The organism is Pseudomonas sp. GM30, assembly GCF_000282275.2.
In the GTDB taxonomy this organism is placed as follows: Bacteria; Pseudomonadota; Gammaproteobacteria; order Pseudomonadales; family Pseudomonadaceae; genus Aquipseudomonas.
On sequence record NZ_AKJP02000002.1, the window covers coordinates 201,951 to 222,679 of the forward strand.

Here is a 20,729-nt window from a genome sequence, read left to right on the forward strand (position 1 = left end):
TAGTTTCATGTCCCTGGAACAGAATTACACCGCGATTCTCGGCCAACTGGGCGAGGACGTCTCCCGCGAGGGCCTGCTCGACACGCCAAAGCGTGCCGCCAAAGCCATGCAGTACCTCTGCCGCGGTTATGAACAGACGCTCGAAGAGGTCACCAACGGTGCCCTGTTCAGCTCCGACAACAGCGAAATGGTGCTGGTCAAGGACATCGAGTTGTACTCGCTGTGCGAACACCACCTGCTGCCGTTCATCGGCAAGGCCCACGTCGCGTATATCCCGAGCGGCAAGGTGCTGGGCCTGTCGAAGGTCGCGCGAATCGTCGACATGTACGCCCGCCGCCTGCAGATCCAGGAAAACCTCAGCCGCCAGATCGCTGATGCGGTGATGCAAGTCACCGGTGCGCTGGGCGTTGCCGTGGTGATCGAGGCCAAGCACATGTGCATGATGATGCGCGGCGTCGAGAAACAGAATTCGTCGATGATCACTTCGGTGATGCTCGGTGAGTTCCGCGAAAACGCGGCGACTCGCAGCGAGTTCCTCAGCCTGATCAAGTAATCGGCTGCAGAAAAAAACCGGCGTTGATCGCCGGTTTTTTTTCGTCCGTGAAAAATCGGGTAAGCTGCGCGCCCTTCTCTCTTTGCACCGTGAGGCTTTCAACGTGTTCGTAAAAGCGCTTCGTGTCGGCCTTGGCCAACTGATCATCTTCATCGACTTCATCACCCGTCCGGGCAAGAAGCAGCGCCCGGCCGAAGTACAGGCGCAAGTCAACGCCGCCGCCAAAGGCCTGACCCTGTATCAGTTCCACGCCTGCCCGTTCTGCGTGAAAACCCGCCGCACCCTGCGTCGCCTGAATGTGCCGGTCGCACTGAAGGACGCGAAGAACAACGAACAGGATCGCCAGACGCTGCTGGACCAGGGCGGCAAGATCAAGGTGCCGTGCCTGCGCATTGAAGAGAATGGGCAGACGACGTGGATGTATGAGTCCAAGGTGATTATTGATTATCTGGATAAGCGGTTTGCTGCGGTCTGATATTGATGTTGTGTTGCTTATGGCCCCATCGCTGGCAAGCCAGCTCCCACAATAATCTGTGGCGTTCACAAAACCTGTGGGAGCTGGCTTGCCAGCGATAAGGACCGCAAGAACAGCACATTACTCAGACAAAAATAAACCGGCCCTCAAGCCGGTTTATTCGTTTTTCACGCCGCTTTGTCTATTTGCGCCTGTCGCACCACCACCGCCAGACGCTTGAGCCCCTCATCCAGTCGCGCCGGGTCGATGTGGCTGAAATTCAAACGCAGGTGCCCGAGGTTTTTATCCGGCTCGGGATAGAACGGCTCGCCCGGCATGAACGCCACGTCGTTGGCCAGCGCCTCGTTGAGCAAGGTTCGCGTATCCAGCGGCTGCTTCAGCGTCAGCCAGAAAAACAGCCCGCCCTGCGGCATGTTCCAGTCCGCCAGATCGGAAAAATGCCTTTCCAGCGCCGCTTGAAACGCATCGCGGCGCTCGCGATAGAAGCCACGCAACTCACTCAAATGCTGCTGATACTTTTCCGTGCCGATCCATTGCAGCGCCTGCCACTGGCCGATGCGGTTGGTGTGCAGATCCGCCGACTGTTTTAGCTTGAGCAAATGCGGAAACAGGTCCGGACTGGCGATCAGGTAGCCGACGCGCAAACCCGGCAGCAAGGTTTTCGACACAGTGCCGGTGTAGATCCAACTGGCTTTCTGCAAACGTCCGGCGATCGGTTTGGCACTGCCGCCATCGAACGTCAGTTCGCGGTACGGCTCGTCTTCGATCAAGGTCACACCGAATTCGTCCAGCAACGCGGCGACGGCTGCGCGCTTGGCTTCGCTGTAGCGCACGGCGGACGGGTTCTGGAATGTCGGAATCAGGTAGATGAACGCTGGCCGGTGCTGCTCAAGACGACTGCGCAGTTGCGCGAGATTCGGGCCGTCGGATTCTTGCGGCACGGTCAGGCAATCGGCGCCGAACAGCTGGAAGATCTGCAACGCAGCCAGGTAGGTCGGCGCCTCCAGCAGGATTTCGGTGCCTTTGTCGATGTACAACTTGGCCGCCAGATCGAGGGTCTGCTGGGAACCGCTGACCACCAGCACTTGGCTCGCCGTGCAGTCCAGACCCAACGCTCGCGCCTGCGCCGCCAGCGCTTCACGCAGCGCCGGCTCACCTTCGCTCATGCCGTATTGGCCGAGAGACAGTGGCATGTCGGCCCATTCGACTTTCGGCAGCATGGCTTCGGCCGGCAGACCACCAGCAAACGACATCACCTCCGGACGCTGGGCAGCAGCGAGGATTTCACGGATCAGAGAACTTTTAAGGCGCGAGACACGTTCGGAAAAAGCCATGGGAGTCACCGGTAGCGAGGCCTGGGAAAAATGAGTCAAACTGCTTGACCGAAACTACGACAGCTTGAGCGAGTACGTCAACATGCTTGACCTTAAAAACCCCGCCAGCCAGCAACAGGCGATGGAAGCGTTTTTCTTCGGCTATCAGGCGTTCACCGCCAAAGCGGATGAAATGCTCGAGCGCCGTGGCCTGTCCCGAGTGCATCAGCGAATTGTGTTTTTCATCGCGCGTTATCCGAATTTGAGTGTGAAGGAGTTGCTGGGATTGCTCGGCGTGAGCAAACAGGCGCTGAACATGCCGTTGCGCCAATTGCAGGAAATGCATCTGGTGGAGAGCGTGGCGTCGGAGGCAGACAAGCGTAAGCGGCTGCTGGAATTGACCGTTGAAGGTGCGAAGTTTGAGCAGGCGTTACGGCGTGAACAGGTGAAGTTGCTCGAGCGGGTGTTTGCTGAAGCTGGGGAGGCGGCGGTGAATGGGTGGTTGGCGGTGAATATGGCGTTGGGAAAAAGCCAGACAGCTCTCGATTGAATAAGACGGCCTCTTCGCGAGCAAGCTCGCTCCCACAGTGGAACGCATTTCAAATGTGGGAGCGAGCTTGCTCGCGAAGGGGCCCGCACGGGCGATATATCCCTATCGCCTGACCTTTCGTAAACAAAACCAAAAACAATATTTGCTTTATTTGTACACAAAAGCATAATCCACTGCGTGCGAGTTCCTGACCGCATGGTCAACAAATTCGCGTATGCCTCATAGGGCTGCTGCCACCCCTCATGGGTCCGGCCCTGGAAATAACAATAAAACTCTTGAGGAGTACTCGCTGTGGAAAGCCGCAAATCCGAAGCATCGACGCTGGAACTCTCACCGCCCTTACGCACAGGTGTGCTGGAGCGCATCTTCAAACTCAGCTTGCATGGCACCACGGTGAAGACCGAGCTGATTGCCGGTCTGACAACCTTCATCACCATGGCTTACATCATCTTCGTCAACCCGAACATCATGGCCGATGCCGGGATCGATCACGGTGCAGCCTTCGTCGCCACCTGCATCGCCGCCGCGCTCGGCTGCCTGCTGATGGGCCTGTACGCCAACTGGCCGGTGGGCCTGGCACCGGGTATGGGCCTCAACGCGTTCTTCACTTACACCGTGGTCGGCACCATGGGCTACAACTGGGAAACCGCGCTTGGTGCGGTGTTCGTTTCCGGTGTGCTGTTCATGATCCTGACCTTCTCGCGGATTCGCGAATGGCTGCTCAACAGTATCCCGGTCAGCCTGCGCTTTGCGATGGGCGCTGGCGTCGGTCTGTTCCTCGGGCTGATCGGCCTGAAAACCGCGGGCATTGTCGTCGACAGCCCGGCCACCCTGATCAAACTCGGCTCCCTGCGTGAACCCGGCCCGCTGCTCGCGGCGATCTGCTTCCTGATGATCGCGATCCTCAGCTACCACAAAGTCTTCGGCGCGATTCTCATCAGCATCATCACCGTGACCCTGGCCGGTTGGGGCCTGGGCATCGTGCACTACGAAGGGATTATGTCGACCCCGCCAAGCCTGGCGCCGACCTTCATGGCGATGAACGTCGCCGGTGTGTTCAACGTCAGCATGATCAGCGTGGTGCTGGCTTTCCTCTTTGTGCACATGTTCGACACCGCCGGCACCCTGATGGGCGTCGCCCAGCGCGCCAATCTGGTCAACGCTGACGGGCGTATCGAAAACCTCTCCCGCGCCATGAAAGCCGACAGCGCCTCCAGCGTCTTCGGCGCGGTGGTCGGTGTTCCGCCCGTCACCAGCTATGTGGAAAGTGCCGCGGGTGTAGCGGCTGGTGGTCGGACTGGTCTTACCGCCGTCACCGTAGGTGTGCTATTTATAGCCGCGATGTTTTTCGCACCGCTGGCCGGGATGATTCCGGCCTACGCCACCGCCGGTGCGCTGATTTATGTCGCGATGCTGATGATGGGCGGCATGGCCCACATCGAGTGGGACGAAGCCACTGACGCCATCCCGGCGATTGTCACCGCGATCATGATGCCGCTGACCTTCTCGGTCGCCGACGGCATCGCGCTGGGCTTCATCACCTACGTGGCGTTGAAGGCCGGTGCCGGCAAGTACAAGGAAATTTCCGTGAGCCTGTGGGTGCTCTGCGCGATCTTCATCGCCAAGTTCATCTTCCTGTAAGCGCTACGCGGTTCAGGCTTCAAAACAGCCTCACCCTCACGGGGTGGGGCTTTTGTGCATTTTTCAGTACAACAAAAAGGAGGAAAGTGATGAGTCTGGAAACCTGGCTGCTGTTCAGCGGCGCTGCACTGGTGGTGATCCTGATCCCGGGGCCGCTGTCATTGCTGATGATCAGCAACAGTCTGAATTACGGTCTGCGCCGTTCTTACCCGGCGTTTCTCGGTGGCGTGATTGCTTCGATCTGCCTGCTCAGTGCGTCGGCATTGGGGCTTGGCGCCCTGCTGATGGCGTCGGAGCAATTGTTCAGCGCGTTGAAAATCGTTGGCGCGCTGTACCTGTTCTACCTCGCCTGGCAGAGCTGGCAGCAATCGCGTCAGCCGTCGGTGGGCGCCGAAGTACCGCAAGCCGCGCCGGTGCCGCGTTTCCGCACGCTGTTCGGTCGCGCATTTGTGTTGGGCGCGAGCAATCCGAAGGACATCCTGTTTTTCGCCGCGTTTCTGCCGCAGTTCCTCAGCGCGCAACAACCGTTCCTGCCGCAGCTGCTGATCATGATCGCGACCTGGGTGGTGCTCGACCTGTGCTGCAAACTGGCTTACGGGCTGGGTGCGCATGGCGCGGCGCGCTATCTGCGTAGCGGCAAGGGGCAGAGCTGGTTCAACCGGGTGAGTGCCGGGTTGTTCAGTGGGGCTGGCGCTGCTTCTCTGTTGAGCCGTTAAAAGCATCGCTGGCAAGCCAGCTCCCACAGGTTCGGGGGTCTTCACATTTTTCGTGTACGACCCGGACACTGTGGGAGCTGGCTTGCCAGCGATGGCGTCAGACCAGACACCACTTTTTCAGGGCCGAAAAAAAGCCCGCAGTGTGAGCGGGCGAAAGACCAAAGAAGCTATATGCGCAGTCGCTTCCCGGTGGGGGCAGCTGCTTGGGGGTCAGCTGCCCCGGTAGGTGGAATAGCTGTAAGGCGAGATCAGCAGGGGCACGTGATAGTGATCCTGCTCGGCGGAGATGCCGAAACGCAGCACCACCACATCCAGAAACGCCGGCTCCGGCAGCTGTACGCCACGGGCGCGGTAGTAATCACCGGCGTGGAACTGCACTTGATAAACCCCGGTGCGGTAGTCATCGCCTTGCAGCAGCGGCGCATCGACCCGGCCATCGCTGTTGGTTATCGCACTGGCGACCAATTCCAGATGCGAACCTTCAACGCGGTACAGCTCGACCTTGATCGAGCTGCCCGGGCAACCGTGTGCAGCGTCCAAAACGTGTGTTGTCAAACGTCCCATTGATTCTGCGCGCCTGGCCGCAAACAGCAGTCAGACTTCGCGCCTCCCGAAGTCAGGTAAAAAGGAGACCGCACCGATTCGGAGCACGAAAAGCTGCGGCGAGCGACTGATTAAGACACTTTTCAAAAAAATTGTACACAATAAAAACGACATTTTTCACATCACCCCCGCCATTCGGGCGTTTACCCCTGATCTGCCCCTCAAGCGTCTGCCTATTGAACCTCACAGCCATTAGCTGACTGGTCAGGCAGGTTTCTTGCAGGTTCACGCCATTAGCAGCAAAAGATGACAGTCGGTGAAAAATGCGAAAATTCAGGCTTACAAATTGAGAATAAAGTTGTATACAATCAGCCCATCGCTGTGACGCCAGCCTGTGCAGGCCGTTACACAAACCTGTCAACGAATAAGAAGGAAGACTGCAGTGAGCGCTGACTACCCACGCGACCTGATCGGTTACGGCAGTAACCCTCCTCACCCACACTGGCCGGGCAACGCGCGCATCGCCCTGTCCTTCGTGCTCAATTACGAAGAAGGTGGCGAGCGCAACATCCTGCACGGCGACAAAGAATCCGAAGCGTTCCTCTCCGAAATGGTTGCCGCCCAGCCGCTGCAAGGCGCGCGCAACATGAGCATGGAATCGCTTTACGAGTATGGCAGCCGCGCCGGCGTCTGGCGGATCCTCAAGCTGTTCAAGGAATTCGACATTCCGCTGACCATCTTCGCCGTGGCCATGGCCGCCCAGCGCCACCCGGACGTGATCCGTGCGATGGTCGAAGCCGGTCACGAAATCTGCAGCCACGGCTACCGCTGGATCGACTACCAGTACATGGACGAGGCGCAAGAGCGCGAGCACATGCTCGAAGCGATCCGTATCCTCACCGAACTCACCGGCGAACGCCCACTGGGCTGGTACACCGGCCGCACCGGCCCGAACACCCGTCGGCTGGTGATGGAAGAAGGCGGTTTCCTCTACGACTGCGACACCTACGACGACGACCTGCCTTACTGGGAACCGAACAACCCGACCGGCAAGCCGCATCTGGTGATTCCGTACACCCTCGACACCAACGACATGCGCTTCACCCAGGTGCAGGGTTTCAACAAGGGCGACGATTTCTTCGAATACCTCAAAGACGCGTTCGACGTGCTCTACGCCGAAGGTGCCGAAGCGCCGAAGATGCTTTCGATCGGTCTGCACTGCCGCCTGATCGGCCGTCCGGGGCGTCTCGCCTCGCTCAAACGCTTCATCGAATACGTCAAAGGTCATGAACAGGTGTGGTTCAGCCGTCGCGTCGATATCGCACGTCACTGGCAAGAAACCCATCCGTACCAAGGGGCTGGCAAATGAGCACCTTTCAAACGCTGAAACCGTCGATCCTGAGCCGCGACGCCTTCGTCAAAGCCTTCGCCGACATCTACGAACATTCGCCATGGGTGGCCGAGAAGGCCTACGACCTGGGCGTGGACGCTTCGATCGACGAGATCGAAACCCTGCACCAGCGCATGAGCGACATCCTGTTGAGCGCCGATCACGCCAGTCAACTGGCACTGATCAACGCTCACCCGGACCTGGCCGGCAAAGCTGCCGTCCAGGGCCAACTGACCGAAGCCAGCACCAATGAACAGGCTGGCGCCGGTATTCACCAATGCACGGCCGAAGAGTTCCAGCGCTTCACCGAGCTGAACGACGCCTACAAGGCCAAGTTCAAGTTTCCCTTCATCATGGCGGTAAAAGGCAGCAACCGGCATCAGATCCTCGCGGCGTTCGAAACGCGCATTCACAACTCGGTCGACACCGAATTCAAATGCGCGCTGGCGGAGATCAACAAGATCGCCCTGTTCCGTTTACTGACTCTTTAGCGAGCATGGCCCGAGCGTGTCAGACGCGGAGAACGCCCAGGGCCTCGCAAGCATCCCCAGCCACTTATTTAAAGGCAGACAAGAAGAATGAAAGCTTACGCCGTACCTTTCGAGAAGTTCGTCAACCTGGCCGATGCCCGTCTGGGCACCAAAATCATCTCGGTCACCGATGACTGGTTCGCAGACGCCAATCGTCTGTTTCAGCCGACCCCGGCCGTGTGGAAGGAGGGTGTGTTCGACGACAACGGCAAGTGGATGGACGGCTGGGAATCACGTCGCAAGCGCTTCGAAGGCTACGACAGCGCGGTGATCCGCCTGGGCGTACCGGGTTCGATCAAGGGCGTGGACATCGACACTTCATTCTTCACCGGCAACTTCCCGCCATCGGCCTCGCTGGAAGCGTGCTTCCTGGCGTCGGGCGAACCGGACGAAAACACCCAGTGGACTGAAGTGCTGTCGGCCGTCGAGCTGCAAGGCAACAGCCACCACTACCACGAAATCAGCAACGACAAAGCGTTCAGCCACCTGCGCTTCAACATCTACCCGGACGGCGGTGTCGCCCGTCTGCGCGTGTACGGCATTCCGTTCCGCGACTGGTCGGCTGTTGGCGACAACGAGCAAGTCGATCTGGCTGCAGCCCTTAACGGTGGCCGCGCCCTCGCCTGCTCCGACGAACACTTCGGCCGCATGAGCAACATCCTCAACCCGGGCCGTGGCATCAACATGGGCGATGGCTGGGAAACCGCACGTCGTCGCACCCCGGGCAATGACTGGGTGATCGTCGCGCTGGGCCACCCGGGCGAGATCGAAAAAATCATCGTCGACACCCTGCACTTCAAGGGCAACTACCCGGACACCTGCTCGATCCAGGGCGCGTTCGTCAAGGGCGGCACCGACAGCCAGATCGAAACCCAGTCGCTGTTCTGGCGTGAACTGCTGCCAAGCCAGAAGCTGGAAATGCACGCCGAACACACCTTCGTCGAGCAGATCAAGGCACTGGGCCCGATCACCCACATCCGCCTGAACGTGTTCCCGGACGGTGGTGTGAGTCGCCTGCGCGTACTCGGCAAGGTCGCGAAGTAAGCGGCGCGACCATTCGCGAGCAAGCTCGCTCCCACATTGATCGCAATTCCTGTGGGAGCGAGCTTGCTCGCGAAAGCGTCAGATCAAACAACACAGAATTCGGATAAGAAGAACAGCATGCGCACACTACAGATTGAACCGCTGACCAAAGAAGCCTTCGCCCCCTTCGGTGACGTGATCGAAACCGACGGCAGCGACCACTTCATGATCAACAACGGTTCGACCATGCGCTTCCACAAACTGGCGACGGTCGAAACCGCTACGCCCGAGGACAACGCGATCATCAGCATCTTCCGCGCCGACGCGCAGGACATGCCGCTGACCGTGAGCATGCTGGAACGCCATCCGCTGGGCAGCCAGGCTTTCATTCCGCTGCTCGGCAACCCCTTTCTGATCGTGGTCGCGCCACTTGGCGATGAACCTGTATCAGGCTTGGTCCGCGCCTTCGTCACCAACGGCAGGCAGGGCATCAATTACCATCGCGGCGTCTGGCACCATCCGGTGCTGACGATCGAAAAGCGGGATGACTTCCTGGTGGTTGATCGCAGTGGCACAGGCAATAACTGCGATGAGCATTTTTTCAAAGAGGATGAGCGTTTGATCCTCGCCCCCCACCAATAAGAGAAGGTCTGATCACTCGACAACAAGAGTGACAGGCGAGAGGTAAAGACTGTGGAAGCACATCTGTTGGAATGGCTGAACCTGAGCGTGCGCTGGGTTCACATGATCACTGGCGTGGCCTGGATCGGCGCGTCGTTCTACTTCGTCTGGCTGGAGAACAACCTCAACCGCGTCAACCCGAAAACCGGTCTGGCCGGTGATCTGTGGGCGATCCACGGCGGCGGTATCTATCACCTGGAAAAATACAAACTGGCCCCACCGTCGATGCCGGAGAACCTGCACTGGTTCAAATGGGAAGCCTACTTCACCTGGATGTCGGGGATCGCGCTGCTGTGCGTGGTGTTCTACTCCAACCCCGTGCTCTACCTCGTGGCACCCGGCAGCGGCCTGACCGGCCCTGAAGGCGTGGCCATCGGCATCGGTTCGCTGATCGCCGGCTGGTTCATCTACGACTTCCTCTGCGATTCGGCCCTTGGCAAGAAACCCGCCCTGCTCGGCTTCATCCTGTTCGTGCTGATCATCGGCGCGGCGTATGGCTTCAGCAAGGTGTTCAGCGGTCGTGGTGCGTATCTGCACGTCGGCGCGATCATCGGCACCATCATGGTCGGCAACGTGTTCCGCATCATCATGCCAGCGCAGCGTGCACTGGTCGCGGCGATTGCCGAGAACCGCACGCCGGACCCGGCGCTGCCAGCCAAGGGCTTGCTGCGTTCGCGTCACAACAACTACTTCACCCTGCCGGTGCTGTTCATCATGATCAGCAACCACTTCCCGAGCACTTATGGCAGCCAGTACAACTGGTTGATCCTGGCCGGGATCGCGGTGTTGGCGGTGTTGGTGCGTCACTACTTCAACACCCGTCACGACAGCCACAAGTTTGCCTGGACCCTGCCCGTGGCAGCGGTGGGAATGATCACTCTGGCGTACGTCACCGGCCCTGCGCCGATGCCGACCGCACCGGACGTGGCCAAGGCACCCGCGAAAATCGAGTACCAGCCGCTGCCGGAAACGGCACTGGGCGGTGGCGCGAAACCGGCTGAAGCGGCGGCACCTGCAGCACCAGCAACAGCCCCTGCTGCGGCACCGGCGCAAGCGTCCAACGCAGGTCCTGCGTTCGACAAGGTGCACAACGTGATCCAGGAACGCTGCGCGGTCTGCCATTCGGCCAAACCGACCAGCCCGTTGTTCAGCGCGGCGCCCGCCGGTGTGATGTTCGACACCCCCGAGCAGATCCGCCAGAACGCGGCGCGGATCCAGGCGCAAGCCATCACCACGCAGATCATGCCATTGGGCAACATCACTCAGATGACCCAGCAGGAACGTGACCTGATCGGTGCATGGATCGCCCAGGGAGCCCAGACCAACTGAGCCAGACAAAAGCCTGTGTAAAAGCAGGCTTTTGTGGCGAGGGAGCTTGCTCCCGCTGGGTCGCGAAGCGGCCCCTCTCTTTGCCTGAAGAGCAGGGACTGCTGCGCAGTCCAGCGGGAGCAAGCTCCCTCGCCACAAAAAAATCTCTGCAGCCACAAATATCAATGATGCAAAAGGACAGCTGTGAGCCACCCGGCAGCTGTTCAATCACAAGAATAAAAAAGATCCGAGGTGTTGCATGTCCGAGCTGTCCAAAGCGCGCATCCCCGACGCACCCGCCATTCAGCGTTTGCCCCTTTTGCAACTGATCCTGGTCGGTTTGCAACATGTTCTGCTGATGTACGGCGGTGCCATCGCGGTGCCGTTGATCATCGGACAGGCCGCTGGCCTGAGTCGTGAAGAAATCGCCTTCCTGATCAACGCCGACCTGCTGGTGGCCGGCATCGCCACCATCGTGCAGTCCTTAGGGATTGGCCCGATGGGCATCCGCATGCCGGTGATGATGGGCGCCAGTTTTGCCGCTGTCGGCAGCATGGTTGCCATGGCCGGCATGCCCGGTATCGGTCTGCAAGGGATCTTCGGTGCGACCATCGCCGCCGGGTTCTTCGGCATGCTCATCGCGCCGTTCATGTCCAAGGTTGTGCGCTTCTTCCCGCCGCTGGTGACCGGCACGGTCATCACCTCGATCGGTCTGTCGCTGTTCCCCGTGGCCGTGAACTGGGCCGGTGGCGGTGCCGCCGCTGCGCAATTCGGCTCCCCGGTTTATCTGGCCATCGCCGCTCTGGTGCTGGCGACCATTCTGCTGATCCACCGCTTCATGCGCGGTTTCTGGGTCAATATTTCCGTACTGATCGGCATGTGCATCGGTTACGTGCTGTGCGGCGCCATCGGCATGGTTGACCTGAGCGGCATGGCCAACGCGCCGTGGGTTCAGTTCGTCACCCCGCTGCACTTCGGCATGCCGAAATTCGAACTGGCGCCGATCCTGTCGATGTGTCTGGTGGTGGTGATCATTTTCGTCGAGTCCACCGGGATGTTCCTCGCGCTGGGCAAGATCACCGGTCAGGAAGTCTGCCCACGGATGCTGCGTCGCGGCCTGCTGTGCGATGCCGGCGCCTCGTTCGTGGCCGGTTTCTTCAACACCTTCACCCACTCCTCCTTCGCGCAGAACATCGGCCTGGTGCAGATGACCGGCGTGCGCTGCCGTTCGGTGACCATCGTCGCCGGCGGTTTGCTGATCGTGCTCAGCCTGCTGCCGAAAGCGGCATTCCTGGTGGCGTCGATTCCGCCAGCAGTACTGGGCGGTGCGGCGATTGCGATGTTCGGCATGGTCGCGGCCACCGGGATCAAGATCCTGCAAGAGGCCGACATCGGTGACCGCCGCAACCAGTTGCTGGTGGCGGTGAGCATCGGCATGGGCCTGATCCCGGTGGTGCGTCCGGAGTTCTTCGCGCATCTGCCGATGTGGATGAGCCCGATCACCCACAGCGGCATTGCCATGGCCACCCTCAGCGCGCTGACGCTGAATCTGTTGTTCAACATTCTTGGCGGCAAAGAACGCGCAGCGATCAACGACTGCCACGCGCATTAACAGCATTACCGATTATCCCTGTGGGAGCGAGCTTGCTCGCGAAGAGGCCATGTCAGTCAACATCACTGTTGAATGACACACCGCTTTCGTCGGAACGCCGCCCGGAGCAAGCTCGCTCCCACAGGGACTGTGCAACACCCTGCCTCAACAATAAAAACAAGAGGGAGCAACCAATGATTCGCACGCAAACCAACGTTCTGTTGAGTGGCGGCCTGCTGGCCGCGAGTCAGGCCATGGCCGGCGATTTACTGCTGTGGCAGACCAACAGCCTGAGCTACCTGTACGGCAAGAACTTCGCGATCAACCCGTCGATCCAGCAGACGGTGACGTTCGAGCACGCCGACAAGTGGAAATACGGCGACAACTTCCTGTTCGTCGACAAGATCTTCTACAACGGCAAAGAAGACGCGAACAAAGGCCCGCACACTTTCTACGGCGAATTCACCCCACGCTTCTCGTTCGGCAAGATCTTCGATCGCAAGCTCGAGTTCGGCCCGATCAAGGACGTGCTGCTGGCGATGACCTACGAATACGGCGAAGGCGACAGCGAGGCCTATCTGATCGGCCCCGGCTTCGACCTGAAAGTGCCCGGCTTCAACTACGTGACCCTGAACATTTTCCGCCGCCAGACCGAAGGCCCGCGCCCCGGCGACGGCGTGTGGCAGATCACACCGGGCTGGTCGTACAGCTTTCCCCTGGGCAATTCGGATGTGCTGATCGACGGCTACCTCGATTGGGTGGTCGACAATGACCAGAACTCGCGCGGCACCTACCACGCCAACCTGCACATCAACCCGCAGATCAAATACGACCTCGGCAAAGCCCTGGGCTGGAGCCAGAAGCAGCTGTACGTCGGCACCGAATACAGTTACTGGAAAAACAAATACGGGATCGAAAGCACGCACAGCTTCGACACCAATCAGAACACCGCCAGCCTGCTGGTGAAGGTGCATTTCTAAGATGGCCCGCAACCGTGCCCCATACCTGTCGTCGGTGCTCTGTTGCGGGGCACTTGAGACCTGGCCGAGGAGTCAGTATTCTCCGCGGCCTCTTGAATTCGGTCTAAAAAAAAGCCCGGATTTAATTCCTGACCAACGGGCCAACTTATCCCGGCCCCGGTCAGTACCGAGGCATCCCGAAAACACGCTCAATCGACTGTTTTTCAGCAGCCGAACGGGCGTTTTTTTGCTTTTCGAAAGCCTTGGCTCAGCTCTTGCTAACAGCATCAAAGCTGACCGGTCGGATGACTTTTGCAGCAACGAAAAAAGGCGCCACACCAGAGCGCCGATCTTAAAAAAATAAACGTGGAACACCTACTTTGGGAGCAACCGAATGAAACGCATGTGCACCAGCCTGATGCTCGCGGGATCGATGCTGGCCGGCGGCCAGGCCATGGCCGATGGCCTGCTGCAATGGCAGAACAACAGCCTGACCTACCTCTACGGCAAAGACTTCAAGGTCAATCCGGCGATCCAGCAGACCGTCACCTTCGAGCACGCCGATGCCTGGAAGTACGGGGATAACTTCCTGTTCATCGACAAGATCTTCTACAACGGCAAGCCGGATGGCGGCGTCGGCAACAACACCTATTACGGTGAGTTCCAGCCGCGCATCTCGCTGGGCAAGGTACTGGACCAGAAGCTCGAGTTCGGCCCGATCAAAGACGTGCTGCTGGCGATGACCTACGAGTTCGGTGAAGGCGACGTCGAGTCGTACCTGATCGGTCCAGGCTTCGACCTGGCGATCCCGGGTTTCGACTACTTCCAGCTGAACTTCTACCAGCGTCACACCGAAGGCTCGCGCCCGGGTGACAACGTCTGGCAGATCACCCCGGTCTGGTCCTACACCATCCCGGTCGGCAGCTCGAACGTGCTGATCGATGGTTACATGGACTGGGTGGTCGACAACGACGTCAACAGCAAAGGCGAATACCACGCCAACCTGCACTTCAACCCACAGGTCAAATACGACCTGGGCAAGGCGCTGCATTTCGGCGAGAAGCAACTGTACGTCGGTGTTGAATACGACTACTGGAAAGACAAGTACGGGATCGACGACACCCGTGGGTTCACCACCAATCAGAACGTGACCAGCTTCCTGGTGAAGTTCCACTTCTGATCCTGGTATCAGTGGCGTCTGCAAGGACGCCTTCGCGAGCAAGCCCGCTCCCACACTGGTTTTGTGACCGACACAGAACCAATGTGGGAGCGAGCTTGCTCGCGAATGGCTTCAGCACAAATATCAGGTGGGCGCGACCGCTTCGATGATCCCCAGAAACCGGCACAACTCCTCACGCTTGGCCAACGCATCACGCCGTCCCAAATCGATCAGCTCGCTGCAATACCCCGCCTCGAACAGCAGATAACTCAACACCCCTGCCCCACTGGTCTTGGTCGCTCCCGGCCCACGCAAAAACAGACGCAACGCCGCCGGCAACTCCTGACGATGCCGCGCCGCGATCTCATCGATCGGCTGACTCGGCGAAATCACCAGCACCTCCACTGGTGCCACACCCAGCTCTCGGGTCGGCGTGCCCTCGGGCATCAGGTGGCTGAACTGGTTGAGGCGCTGCAGCAACTCGATGTCGCTCTCCAGACTGTCAATGAACGTGCTGTTGAGCATGTGCCCGCCGATCTGCGCCAGCGTCGGTTGCTGACCGGTATAAGCACGCTCCAGCGGCTGCTGCGGATCGAAACCGCGCGGGTTGCCGCTGACCCCCACCACCAGCACCCGACTCGCGCCCAGGTGCAGCGCCGGGCTGATCGGTGCCGATTGCCGCACTGCGCCGTCACCGAAATATTCCTCACCGATTTTTACCGGGGCAAACAGCAACGGGATCGCCGAACTGGCCAGCAGGTGGTCCACCGACAATTGCGCCGGCACGCCGATGCGTCGATGGCGCAACCACGCATCGATCTTGCCGCCGCCCTGATAGAACGTTACTGCCTGCCCCGACTCGTAGCCGAACGCGGTCACCGCCACCGCATGCAATTGTTTGCGCGCGATGGATTCGGCGATGCCGGGCATGTGCAGTTTTTCATTGAGCAGGTCGCGCAGCGGCGAACTGTTGAGCAGCGCCACCGGCAGGTGCCGGCCCATGCCAAGCAGGCTGTGACTGACAAAGCGGCTGGCCTGCCGGATCACTCCCGGCCAGTCGCTGCGCAACACTCGATGGCTGCGAAAGCCATGCCAGAACAGGGTCAGGCGTTCGATGGCCGCGCGAAAATCGCTGGCGCCACTGGCGAGGCTGACCGCGTTGATCGCCCCGGCCGAGGTGCCGACGATCACCGGAAACGGGTTGTCCGCACCCAGCGGCAGCAATTCGGCAATCGCCGCCAGCACCCCCACCTGATACGCCGCCCGAGCCCCGCCGCCGGAAAGAATCAAACCTGTGACCGGTTCAGCTGGGCTCATCGCAACGCTCCATGGTGCTTGAAAGGGTAAGTGAATCAGCCACGCCGTTTCGGGTAAAGCTTCGGCTCGCCCGGTGGACGGCTCTTGAAGCGGCGGTGCGCCCACAAGTATTGCTCGGGGCAGGCGCGCAATGCACTTTCCACCCACTGGTTGATGCGGATGCAGTCGGCCTCTTCGGTTTCACCGGGGAAATCATCCAGCGGCGGATGGATCACCAGCCGGTAACCGCTGCCATCCGCCAGACGCTCCTGAGTGAACGGCACCACCAGCGCCTTGCCCAGACGGGCGAATTTGGTGGTCGCGGTCACGGTCGCTGCCTGAATGCCGAACAGCGGCACGAAGATGCTTTGCTTGGCGCCATAGTCCTGATCCGGTGCGTACCAGATCGCCCGGCCTGAACGCAGCAGCTTGAGCATGCCGCGCACGTCGTCACGTTCCACCGCCAGCGAGTCGAGGTTGTGCCGCTCGCGGCCCCGACGCTGGACGAAGTCGAACAAGGCATTCTTGTGTTCGCGGTACATGCCGTCGATGGTGTGTTGCTGACCGAGCAGCGCCGCGCCGATTTCCAGGGTGGTGAAGTGCGCGGCCATCAGGATCACGCCCTTGCCTTCGCGCTGGGCTTTTTGCAGATGCTCCAGGCCTTCGACGTGGGCCAGTTTGGCCAGACGCTCACGGGACCACCACCAGCTCATCGCCATTTCAAAGAAGGCGATGCCGGTAGAGGCGAAGTTTTCCTTGAGCAGGCGTTTGCGTTCGGCGGCGGATTTTTCCGGGAAGCACAGCTCGAGATTGCGCTTGGCGATGCGCCGCCGGTCGCCGGCTACGCGATACATCAATGCGCCCAGCACACGACCGATCGTCAGTAAAACCGCATACGGCAACTGCACGACCAGCCACAACAGCCCCAGACCGCACCAGAGCGGCCAGAAGCGGGGAGAAAGATAGGCTCTTCGAAAACGCGGGCGATCCATTAAAGCTTCCGTAAATTCAGTGGCCGCGCATTCTACATCGTTCGACCCGGCTTGCGGCTCGCGGGCGTTCTCGTTATAAGTCTCGGCACTTTTAGTGACAAGCCGTTGTATGCCGATATGAGCCAAAACGAATCGCCAGACCGAGATCCCGTGTTCCAGTTGAAGGGCAGCATGCTGGCCATCACGGTGCTGGAACTGTCCCGCAACGACCTCGACAGCCTTGATCGGCAACTGGCCGCCAAAGTCGCCCAGGCGCCGAATTTCTTCAGCAATGCACCGTTGGTCCTGGCGCTGGACAAACTGCCGCCCGGCGAAGGCGCGGTCGATCTGCCCGGCCTGATGCGCGTGTGCCGCCAGCATGGCCTGCGCACCCTGGCGATCCGCGCCAGCCGTATCGAAGATATCGCCGCCGCCATCGCCATCGACATCCCGGTGCTGCCGCCGTCCGGCGCCCGTGAGCGACCGCTGGAAGCGCCGGAACCGGAAGTCAAAAAGAAGCCGGAAAAGCCGCCGGAGCCGACCGTCAAAGCGACCCGCGTCATCACTACGCCAGTACGTGGTGGCCAACAAATATATGCCCAGGGTGGCGATCTGGTGGTGGTGTCCTCGGTCAGTCCGGGGGCGGAACTTCTGGCCGATGGCAACATCCATGTATACGGCCCGATGCGCGGTCGCGCACTGGCCGGCGTCAAAGGCGACACCAAGGCGCGGATTTTCTGTCAGCAATTGAGCGCTGAACTGATCTCCATCGCCGGGCATTACAAGGTTTCCGAAGATTTGCGCCGCGATCCACTGTGGGGCTCCGGCGTCCAGGTCAGCCTGTCGGCCGACGTGTTGAACATCATTCGGCTTTAACGGATACTGCCGCATTTTCCAAGCATCTCTAAAACGTAGCGAAAACGGCTCAAACGAAGTAGGAAAAAGGATCAAGCAGCGTTTGCCCCCGGCAATTGCGACTTGCGCCGAATTCCAGCCAAGGCTGTCCGACTGCAGTAGTTTTCAAGAGATGTTTTTCAGGGGCTAAAAAGTCCTTCTTCCTTAGGGGTGAAACACCTTGGCCAAGATTCTCGTGGTTACATCCGGCAAGGGTGGTGTGGGTAAGACCACCACCAGCGCCGCTATCGGTACCGGCCTCGCTCTGCGCGGCCACAAAACAGTGATCGTCGACTTCGACGTGGGCCTGCGTAACCTCGACCTGATCATGGGTTGCGAGCGTCGCGTGGTGTACGACTTCGTCAACGTGGTCAACGGCGAAGCCAACCTGCAGCAGGCGCTGATCAAAGACAAGCGCCTGGAAAACCTCTACGTGCTAGCCGCCAGCCAGACCCGTGACAAAGACGCGCTGACCCAGGAAGGCGTGGAAAAAGTCCTGATGCAGTTGAAGGAAGACTTCGACTTCGTGGTCTGCGACTCCCCGGCGGGCATCGAGAAAGGTGCGCACCTGGCCATGTATTTCGCCGACGAAGCGATCATCGTGACCAACCCGGAAGTTTCCTCGGTACGAGATTCGGACCGCATGCTCGGCCTGCTGGCCAGCAAATCGCGTCGTGCCGAACTCGGCGAAGAGCCGATCAAGGAACACCTCCTGCTGACCCGTTACAACCCGCAGCGCGTCAGCGATGGCGAAATGCTGGGCGTCGAAGACGTGAAGGAAATTCTGGCCGTGACCCTGCTGGGCGTCATCCCTGAGTCGCAGGCGGTCCTGAAGGCTTCCAACTCGGGCGTCCCGGTGATTCTCGACGACCAGAGCGATGCCGGTCAGGCCTACAGCGATGCCGTTGATCGTCTGCTGGGCAAAGAAAAAGAACATCGTTTCCTCGATGTTACGAAGAAGGGATTCTTCGAGCGCCTGTTTGGAGGTAGGTAATGAACCTTTTTGACTTCTTTCGTGCCAACAAAAAGCCAAGTACCGCCTCGGTAGCGAAAGAGCGTCTACAGATCATCGTGGCGCATGAGCGCGGCCAGCGCAGCACGCCGGATTACCTGCCAGCCTTGCAGAAGGAACTGGTCGACGTGATCCGCAAGTACGTCAACATCGGCAACGACGACGTACACGTTGCACTGGAAAGCCAGGGCAGTTGCTCGATTCTGGAACTCAACATCACCCTGCCAGATCGCTGAGTCGATCCGGCAGGAACGACGGCGGCTCAGGGCCATTCCCATCGCGGAATGGCCCTGAGCCGCCGTTGGCATTTGTTACGAGGCTGTTTTAATGCCGTTGTCCAACATCCGCATCATTCATCAGGACGCCGCCGTACTGGTGGTCGACAAACCGACCTTGCTGCTCTCGGTGCCCGGTCGCGCCGACGACAACAAGGACTGCCTGATCACCCGCCTGCAGGAAAACGGCTACCCGGAAGCACGCATCGTCCATCGCCTGGACTGGGAAACCTCCGGCATCATTCTGCTGGCCCGCGACGCCGACACCCACCGCGAACTGTCGCGGCAGTTTCACGACCGTGAAACCGAAAAGGCCTACACCGCCCTGGCCTGGGGTCAGCCGGAACTGGACAGCGGCAGCATCGACCTGCCCCTGCGTTACGATCCACCGACCAAACCAAGACACGTGGTCGACCACGAATTCGGCAAGCATGCGCTGACCTTCTGGCGCGTACTGGAACGTTGCGGCGATTGGTGCCGCGTCGAGCTGACGCCGATCACCGGGCGCTCGCACCAGTTGCGTGTGCACATGCTGTCCATCGGTCACCCGCTGCTGGGCGACGGGCTCTACGCCCACGAACAGGCCCTGGCCGCCTGGCCGCGTCTGTGCCTGCACGCCAGCATGCTGAGCTTCACCCACCCGCAAACCGGCGAGCGTCTGCGCTTCGAATGCCCGGCACCGTTTTAAGCGTTGCCTGAGCGGCAGCGCGTTTTTTTGTACAAGGATTTTGTTTTCGGATGAGTTGTATTGATTCCCTGGTAACACCCCTCACGAAAGTTCGTCATCAACTGCTTTACCTGATTTACGGCAATCAGGATGTGTACCGGCGCGAAGCCAAGTTCAGCATCCTGACCGCGCTGTCCCAAGCCAAAAACGGCGAGCGACCGGCCATCCGCATTCTCACCGACCGACCTGACGACTATGCGGGCTGGCCGGTCGACACGGTGTTGCTGGACGACGCGACCCTGACCCGCTGGCAAGGCACCCACGGCTATCACCACCGTCGCAAGGCCTGCGCCATCGCCGCGGGCATGCAGTGGGCGGAAAAGACCCTGTTCGTCGACACCGACACCCTGTTTACCCGCCACCCGAGCCAGCTGTTCAAATTCATCGAGCCGAACCGCTCGGTGATGGATCGCTTCGAGTACGACTGGAAAGATGTGCACCAGCGTCCCGACTATCAAAAACTCGGTCGCGACCTGCGCCGCCACGGCGTGACACCGGATAACGGTTTCAAGCTCTACAACAGCGGTTTGTGCGGCGTGACCGACAGCGACTCCGCGCTGTTCGAAGAGTCGATCCGGTTGATTGATGAATGGACACTCGGCGGCTTCGAAATCCACACCATCGAACAGATCGCCCTGTCGTACGCCATGCGCGAGCGGCAAGTGGTGGAAGCGCGCAAACACGTCTACCACTACTTCGCAGAAAAACGTTTCTTCCACGCGATGCAGACCTATTTCTTTTCCCAGCACGGCGAGCAGTTCAGCGAGCGCCTGGTGGATCTGTGCAGCGATGTGCCACGGGTCAAACCGTTCCCGTCGGCCTGGCGCCGATTGAAAATCAAATGGAAGCTGCGCCACCAGAAAGGCGCCCTGCGCAAGGTCGGTCGCGACCTGCTGTACGGCAGCGCTGCGCCGGAAGATCCGTACTACAGCGCCTGCCGCCACGAATGGTGGGAATGTGCCTCGCGGGAGATTCTGCGCTGGGACGAAAGCCGGCAGAAAAAGCTGCTGAACCAGTCCCCCTGGCCACAACAGCTGCCGCGCCCGGATAAACCGGAAGACGAAAAAGTCATCATGAGCTACCTGAAAAAGCGTGTAGCCGCCACCCGCTGAACACCACCAT

22 protein-coding genes are annotated in these 20,729 nt (G+C 59.9%); 18 read left to right on the top strand and 4 right to left on the bottom strand.

The genetic code is table 11. The annotated features are described in order from the left end of the window. The first annotated feature begins 7 nt into the window (after positions 1-7). Positions 8-553 carry a GTP cyclohydrolase I FolE gene (gene folE / locus PMI25_RS02170; RefSeq protein ID WP_003442011.1) on the top strand — a complete coding sequence of 182 codons (546 nt, stop codon included), beginning with the start codon at positions 8-10 and terminating at the stop codon, positions 551-553. Positions 554-656: 103 nt separating this feature from the next. Next, a complete protein-coding gene (locus PMI25_RS02175) occupies positions 657-1,028 on the top strand; it encodes a glutathione S-transferase N-terminal domain-containing protein (RefSeq protein WP_007960660.1) in 372 nt (123 codons plus the stop codon). 167 nt (positions 1,029-1,195) lie between these two features. Here the strand turns inward: PMI25_RS02175 and PMI25_RS02180 are convergent, their stop codons facing one another. Further along, on the bottom strand, positions 1,196-2,362 hold the full coding sequence (locus tag PMI25_RS02180) for an aminotransferase-like domain-containing protein (RefSeq protein ID WP_007960658.1): 1,167 nt from the start codon (positions 2,360-2,362) through the stop codon (positions 1,196-1,198). Positions 2,363-2,444: 82 nt separating this feature from the next. Between PMI25_RS02180 and PMI25_RS02185 the strand changes: the two genes are divergently transcribed. The 3 genes from PMI25_RS02185 to PMI25_RS02195 all read left to right on the top strand — a co-directional run bounded on the left by PMI25_RS02185 (position 2,445) and on the right by PMI25_RS02195 (position 5,248). Continuing rightward, positions 2,445-2,891, top strand: coding sequence for a MarR family winged helix-turn-helix transcriptional regulator (locus tag PMI25_RS02185; RefSeq protein ID WP_007960657.1), 447 nt, complete (start codon positions 2,445-2,447; stop codon positions 2,889-2,891). A 291-nt stretch (positions 2,892-3,182) separates the two neighbouring features. After that, complete coding sequence (locus tag PMI25_RS02190) at positions 3,183-4,532, top strand: NCS2 family permease (RefSeq protein ID WP_007960656.1); 1,350 nt, start codon at positions 3,183-3,185, stop codon at positions 4,530-4,532. Positions 4,533-4,621: 89 nt separating this feature from the next. Next, entirely contained in the window at positions 4,622-5,248 is a 627-nt protein-coding gene (locus tag PMI25_RS02195) for a LysE family translocator (RefSeq protein WP_007960655.1), read from the top strand. Between the two features lie 210 nt (positions 5,249-5,458). Here the strand turns inward: PMI25_RS02195 and uraH are convergent, their stop codons facing one another. Continuing rightward, complete coding sequence (gene uraH, locus PMI25_RS02200) at positions 5,459-5,812, bottom strand: hydroxyisourate hydrolase (protein ID WP_003223171.1); 354 nt, start codon at positions 5,810-5,812, stop codon at positions 5,459-5,461. 421 nt (positions 5,813-6,233) lie between these two features. Here uraH and puuE point away from each other — a divergent pair, with 421 nt between their 5' ends. From puuE to PMI25_RS02240, 8 genes are all read left to right on the top strand, one after another. Then, positions 6,234-7,160: an allantoinase PuuE gene (gene puuE / locus PMI25_RS02205; protein ID WP_007960654.1), complete on the top strand. Its 927-nt coding sequence runs from the start codon at positions 6,234-6,236 to the stop codon at positions 7,158-7,160. Continuing rightward, positions 7,157-7,672: a 2-oxo-4-hydroxy-4-carboxy-5-ureidoimidazoline decarboxylase gene (gene uraD / locus PMI25_RS02210; RefSeq protein ID WP_007960652.1), complete on the top strand. Its 516-nt coding sequence runs from the start codon at positions 7,157-7,159 to the stop codon at positions 7,670-7,672. Before puuE ends, uraD begins: the two co-directional genes overlap by 4 nt. 87 nt (positions 7,673-7,759) lie before the next feature. Next, a complete protein-coding gene (gene alc / locus PMI25_RS02215; RefSeq protein WP_007960036.1) occupies positions 7,760-8,755 on the top strand; it encodes an allantoicase in 996 nt (331 codons plus the stop codon). A 117-nt stretch (positions 8,756-8,872) separates the two neighbouring features. Then, positions 8,873-9,376 carry an ureidoglycolate lyase gene (locus PMI25_RS02220; protein ID WP_007960648.1) on the top strand — a complete coding sequence of 168 codons (504 nt, stop codon included), beginning with the start codon at positions 8,873-8,875 and terminating at the stop codon, positions 9,374-9,376. A 51-nt stretch (positions 9,377-9,427) separates the two neighbouring features. Then, the gene (locus PMI25_RS02225) at positions 9,428-10,744 is read left to right on the top strand and encodes a urate hydroxylase PuuD (RefSeq protein WP_007960647.1); all 1,317 of its coding nucleotides are present in this window, start codon (positions 9,428-9,430) and stop codon (positions 10,742-10,744) included. 238 nt (positions 10,745-10,982) lie between these two features. Then, entirely contained in the window at positions 10,983-12,335 is a 1,353-nt protein-coding gene (locus PMI25_RS02230; protein ID WP_007960645.1) for a nucleobase:cation symporter-2 family protein, read from the top strand. Positions 12,336-12,508: 173 nt separating this feature from the next. Then, a complete protein-coding gene (locus tag PMI25_RS02235; protein ID WP_007960644.1) occupies positions 12,509-13,294 on the top strand; it encodes an outer membrane protein OmpK in 786 nt (261 codons plus the stop codon). 373 nt (positions 13,295-13,667) lie between these two features. Then, positions 13,668-14,453, top strand: coding sequence for an outer membrane protein OmpK (locus PMI25_RS02240; protein WP_007960642.1), 786 nt, complete (start codon positions 13,668-13,670; stop codon positions 14,451-14,453). A gap of 123 nt (positions 14,454-14,576) precedes the next feature. Here PMI25_RS02240 and PMI25_RS02245 read toward each other — a convergent pair whose 3' ends face one another. Beyond that, positions 14,577-15,749: a patatin-like phospholipase family protein gene (locus PMI25_RS02245; protein ID WP_007960637.1), complete on the bottom strand. Its 1,173-nt coding sequence runs from the start codon at positions 15,747-15,749 to the stop codon at positions 14,577-14,579. Between the two features lie 35 nt (positions 15,750-15,784). Then, a complete protein-coding gene (locus PMI25_RS02250; protein WP_007960629.1) occupies positions 15,785-16,720 on the bottom strand; it encodes a lipid A biosynthesis lauroyl acyltransferase in 936 nt (311 codons plus the stop codon). Positions 16,721-16,837: 117 nt separating this feature from the next. On the opposite strand from PMI25_RS02250, the gene minC reads away from it, so the two are divergent. The 5 genes from minC (at position 16,838) to PMI25_RS02275 (ending at position 20,719) form a co-directional block, all read left to right on the top strand. Continuing rightward, positions 16,838-17,575, top strand: a complete 738-nt coding sequence (gene minC / locus PMI25_RS02255) for a septum site-determining protein MinC (protein WP_045121954.1) — start codon at positions 16,838-16,840, stop codon at positions 17,573-17,575. A gap of 199 nt (positions 17,576-17,774) precedes the next feature. After that, the gene (minD, locus tag PMI25_RS02260) at positions 17,775-18,587 is read left to right on the top strand and encodes a septum site-determining protein MinD (RefSeq protein WP_007960626.1); all 813 of its coding nucleotides are present in this window, start codon (positions 17,775-17,777) and stop codon (positions 18,585-18,587) included. Further along, positions 18,587-18,841, top strand: coding sequence for a cell division topological specificity factor MinE (gene minE / locus PMI25_RS02265; RefSeq protein WP_003223146.1), 255 nt, complete (start codon positions 18,587-18,589; stop codon positions 18,839-18,841). Before minD ends, minE begins: the two co-directional genes overlap by 1 nt. Before the next feature lie 91 nt (positions 18,842-18,932). After that, a complete protein-coding gene (locus PMI25_RS02270; protein WP_007960625.1) occupies positions 18,933-19,568 on the top strand; it encodes an RluA family pseudouridine synthase in 636 nt (211 codons plus the stop codon). A 50-nt stretch (positions 19,569-19,618) separates the two neighbouring features. Next, positions 19,619-20,719: a hypothetical protein gene (locus PMI25_RS02275; protein WP_007960624.1), complete on the top strand. Its 1,101-nt coding sequence runs from the start codon at positions 19,619-19,621 to the stop codon at positions 20,717-20,719. Positions 20,720-20,729: the final 10 nt, after the last annotated feature.

Bases quoted from the DNA above. Each gene is read 5' to 3' on its own strand.
- folE (WP_003442011.1), top strand. From the start codon at position 8: ATGTCCCTGGAACAGAATTACACCGCGATTCTCGGCCAACTGGGCGAG.
- PMI25_RS02180 (WP_007960658.1), bottom strand. From the start codon at position 2,362: ATGGCTTTTTCCGAACGTGTCTCGCGCCTTAAAAGTTCTCTGATCCGT.
- PMI25_RS02185 (WP_007960657.1), top strand. From the start codon at position 2,445: ATGCTTGACCTTAAAAACCCCGCCAGCCAGCAACAGGCGATGGAAGCG.
- PMI25_RS02195 (WP_007960655.1), top strand. From the start codon at position 4,622: ATGAGTCTGGAAACCTGGCTGCTGTTCAGCGGCGCTGCACTGGTGGTG.
- uraH (WP_003223171.1), bottom strand. From the start codon at position 5,812: ATGGGACGTTTGACAACACACGTTTTGGACGCTGCACACGGTTGCCCG.
- uraD (WP_007960652.1), top strand. From the start codon at position 7,157: ATGAGCACCTTTCAAACGCTGAAACCGTCGATCCTGAGCCGCGACGCC.
- alc (WP_007960036.1), top strand. From the start codon at position 7,760: ATGAAAGCTTACGCCGTACCTTTCGAGAAGTTCGTCAACCTGGCCGAT.
- PMI25_RS02220 (WP_007960648.1), top strand. From the start codon at position 8,873: ATGCGCACACTACAGATTGAACCGCTGACCAAAGAAGCCTTCGCCCCC.
- PMI25_RS02230 (WP_007960645.1), top strand. From the start codon at position 10,983: ATGTCCGAGCTGTCCAAAGCGCGCATCCCCGACGCACCCGCCATTCAG.
- PMI25_RS02235 (WP_007960644.1), top strand. From the start codon at position 12,509: ATGATTCGCACGCAAACCAACGTTCTGTTGAGTGGCGGCCTGCTGGCC.
- PMI25_RS02240 (WP_007960642.1), top strand. From the start codon at position 13,668: ATGAAACGCATGTGCACCAGCCTGATGCTCGCGGGATCGATGCTGGCC.
- PMI25_RS02245 (WP_007960637.1), bottom strand. From the start codon at position 15,749: ATGAGCCCAGCTGAACCGGTCACAGGTTTGATTCTTTCCGGCGGCGGG.
- PMI25_RS02250 (WP_007960629.1), bottom strand. From the start codon at position 16,720: ATGGATCGCCCGCGTTTTCGAAGAGCCTATCTTTCTCCCCGCTTCTGG.
- minC (WP_045121954.1), top strand. From the start codon at position 16,838: ATGAGCCAAAACGAATCGCCAGACCGAGATCCCGTGTTCCAGTTGAAG.
- minE (WP_003223146.1), top strand. From the start codon at position 18,587: ATGAACCTTTTTGACTTCTTTCGTGCCAACAAAAAGCCAAGTACCGCC.
- PMI25_RS02270 (WP_007960625.1), top strand. From the start codon at position 18,933: ATGCCGTTGTCCAACATCCGCATCATTCATCAGGACGCCGCCGTACTG.
- PMI25_RS02275 (WP_007960624.1), top strand. From the start codon at position 19,619: ATGAGTTGTATTGATTCCCTGGTAACACCCCTCACGAAAGTTCGTCAT.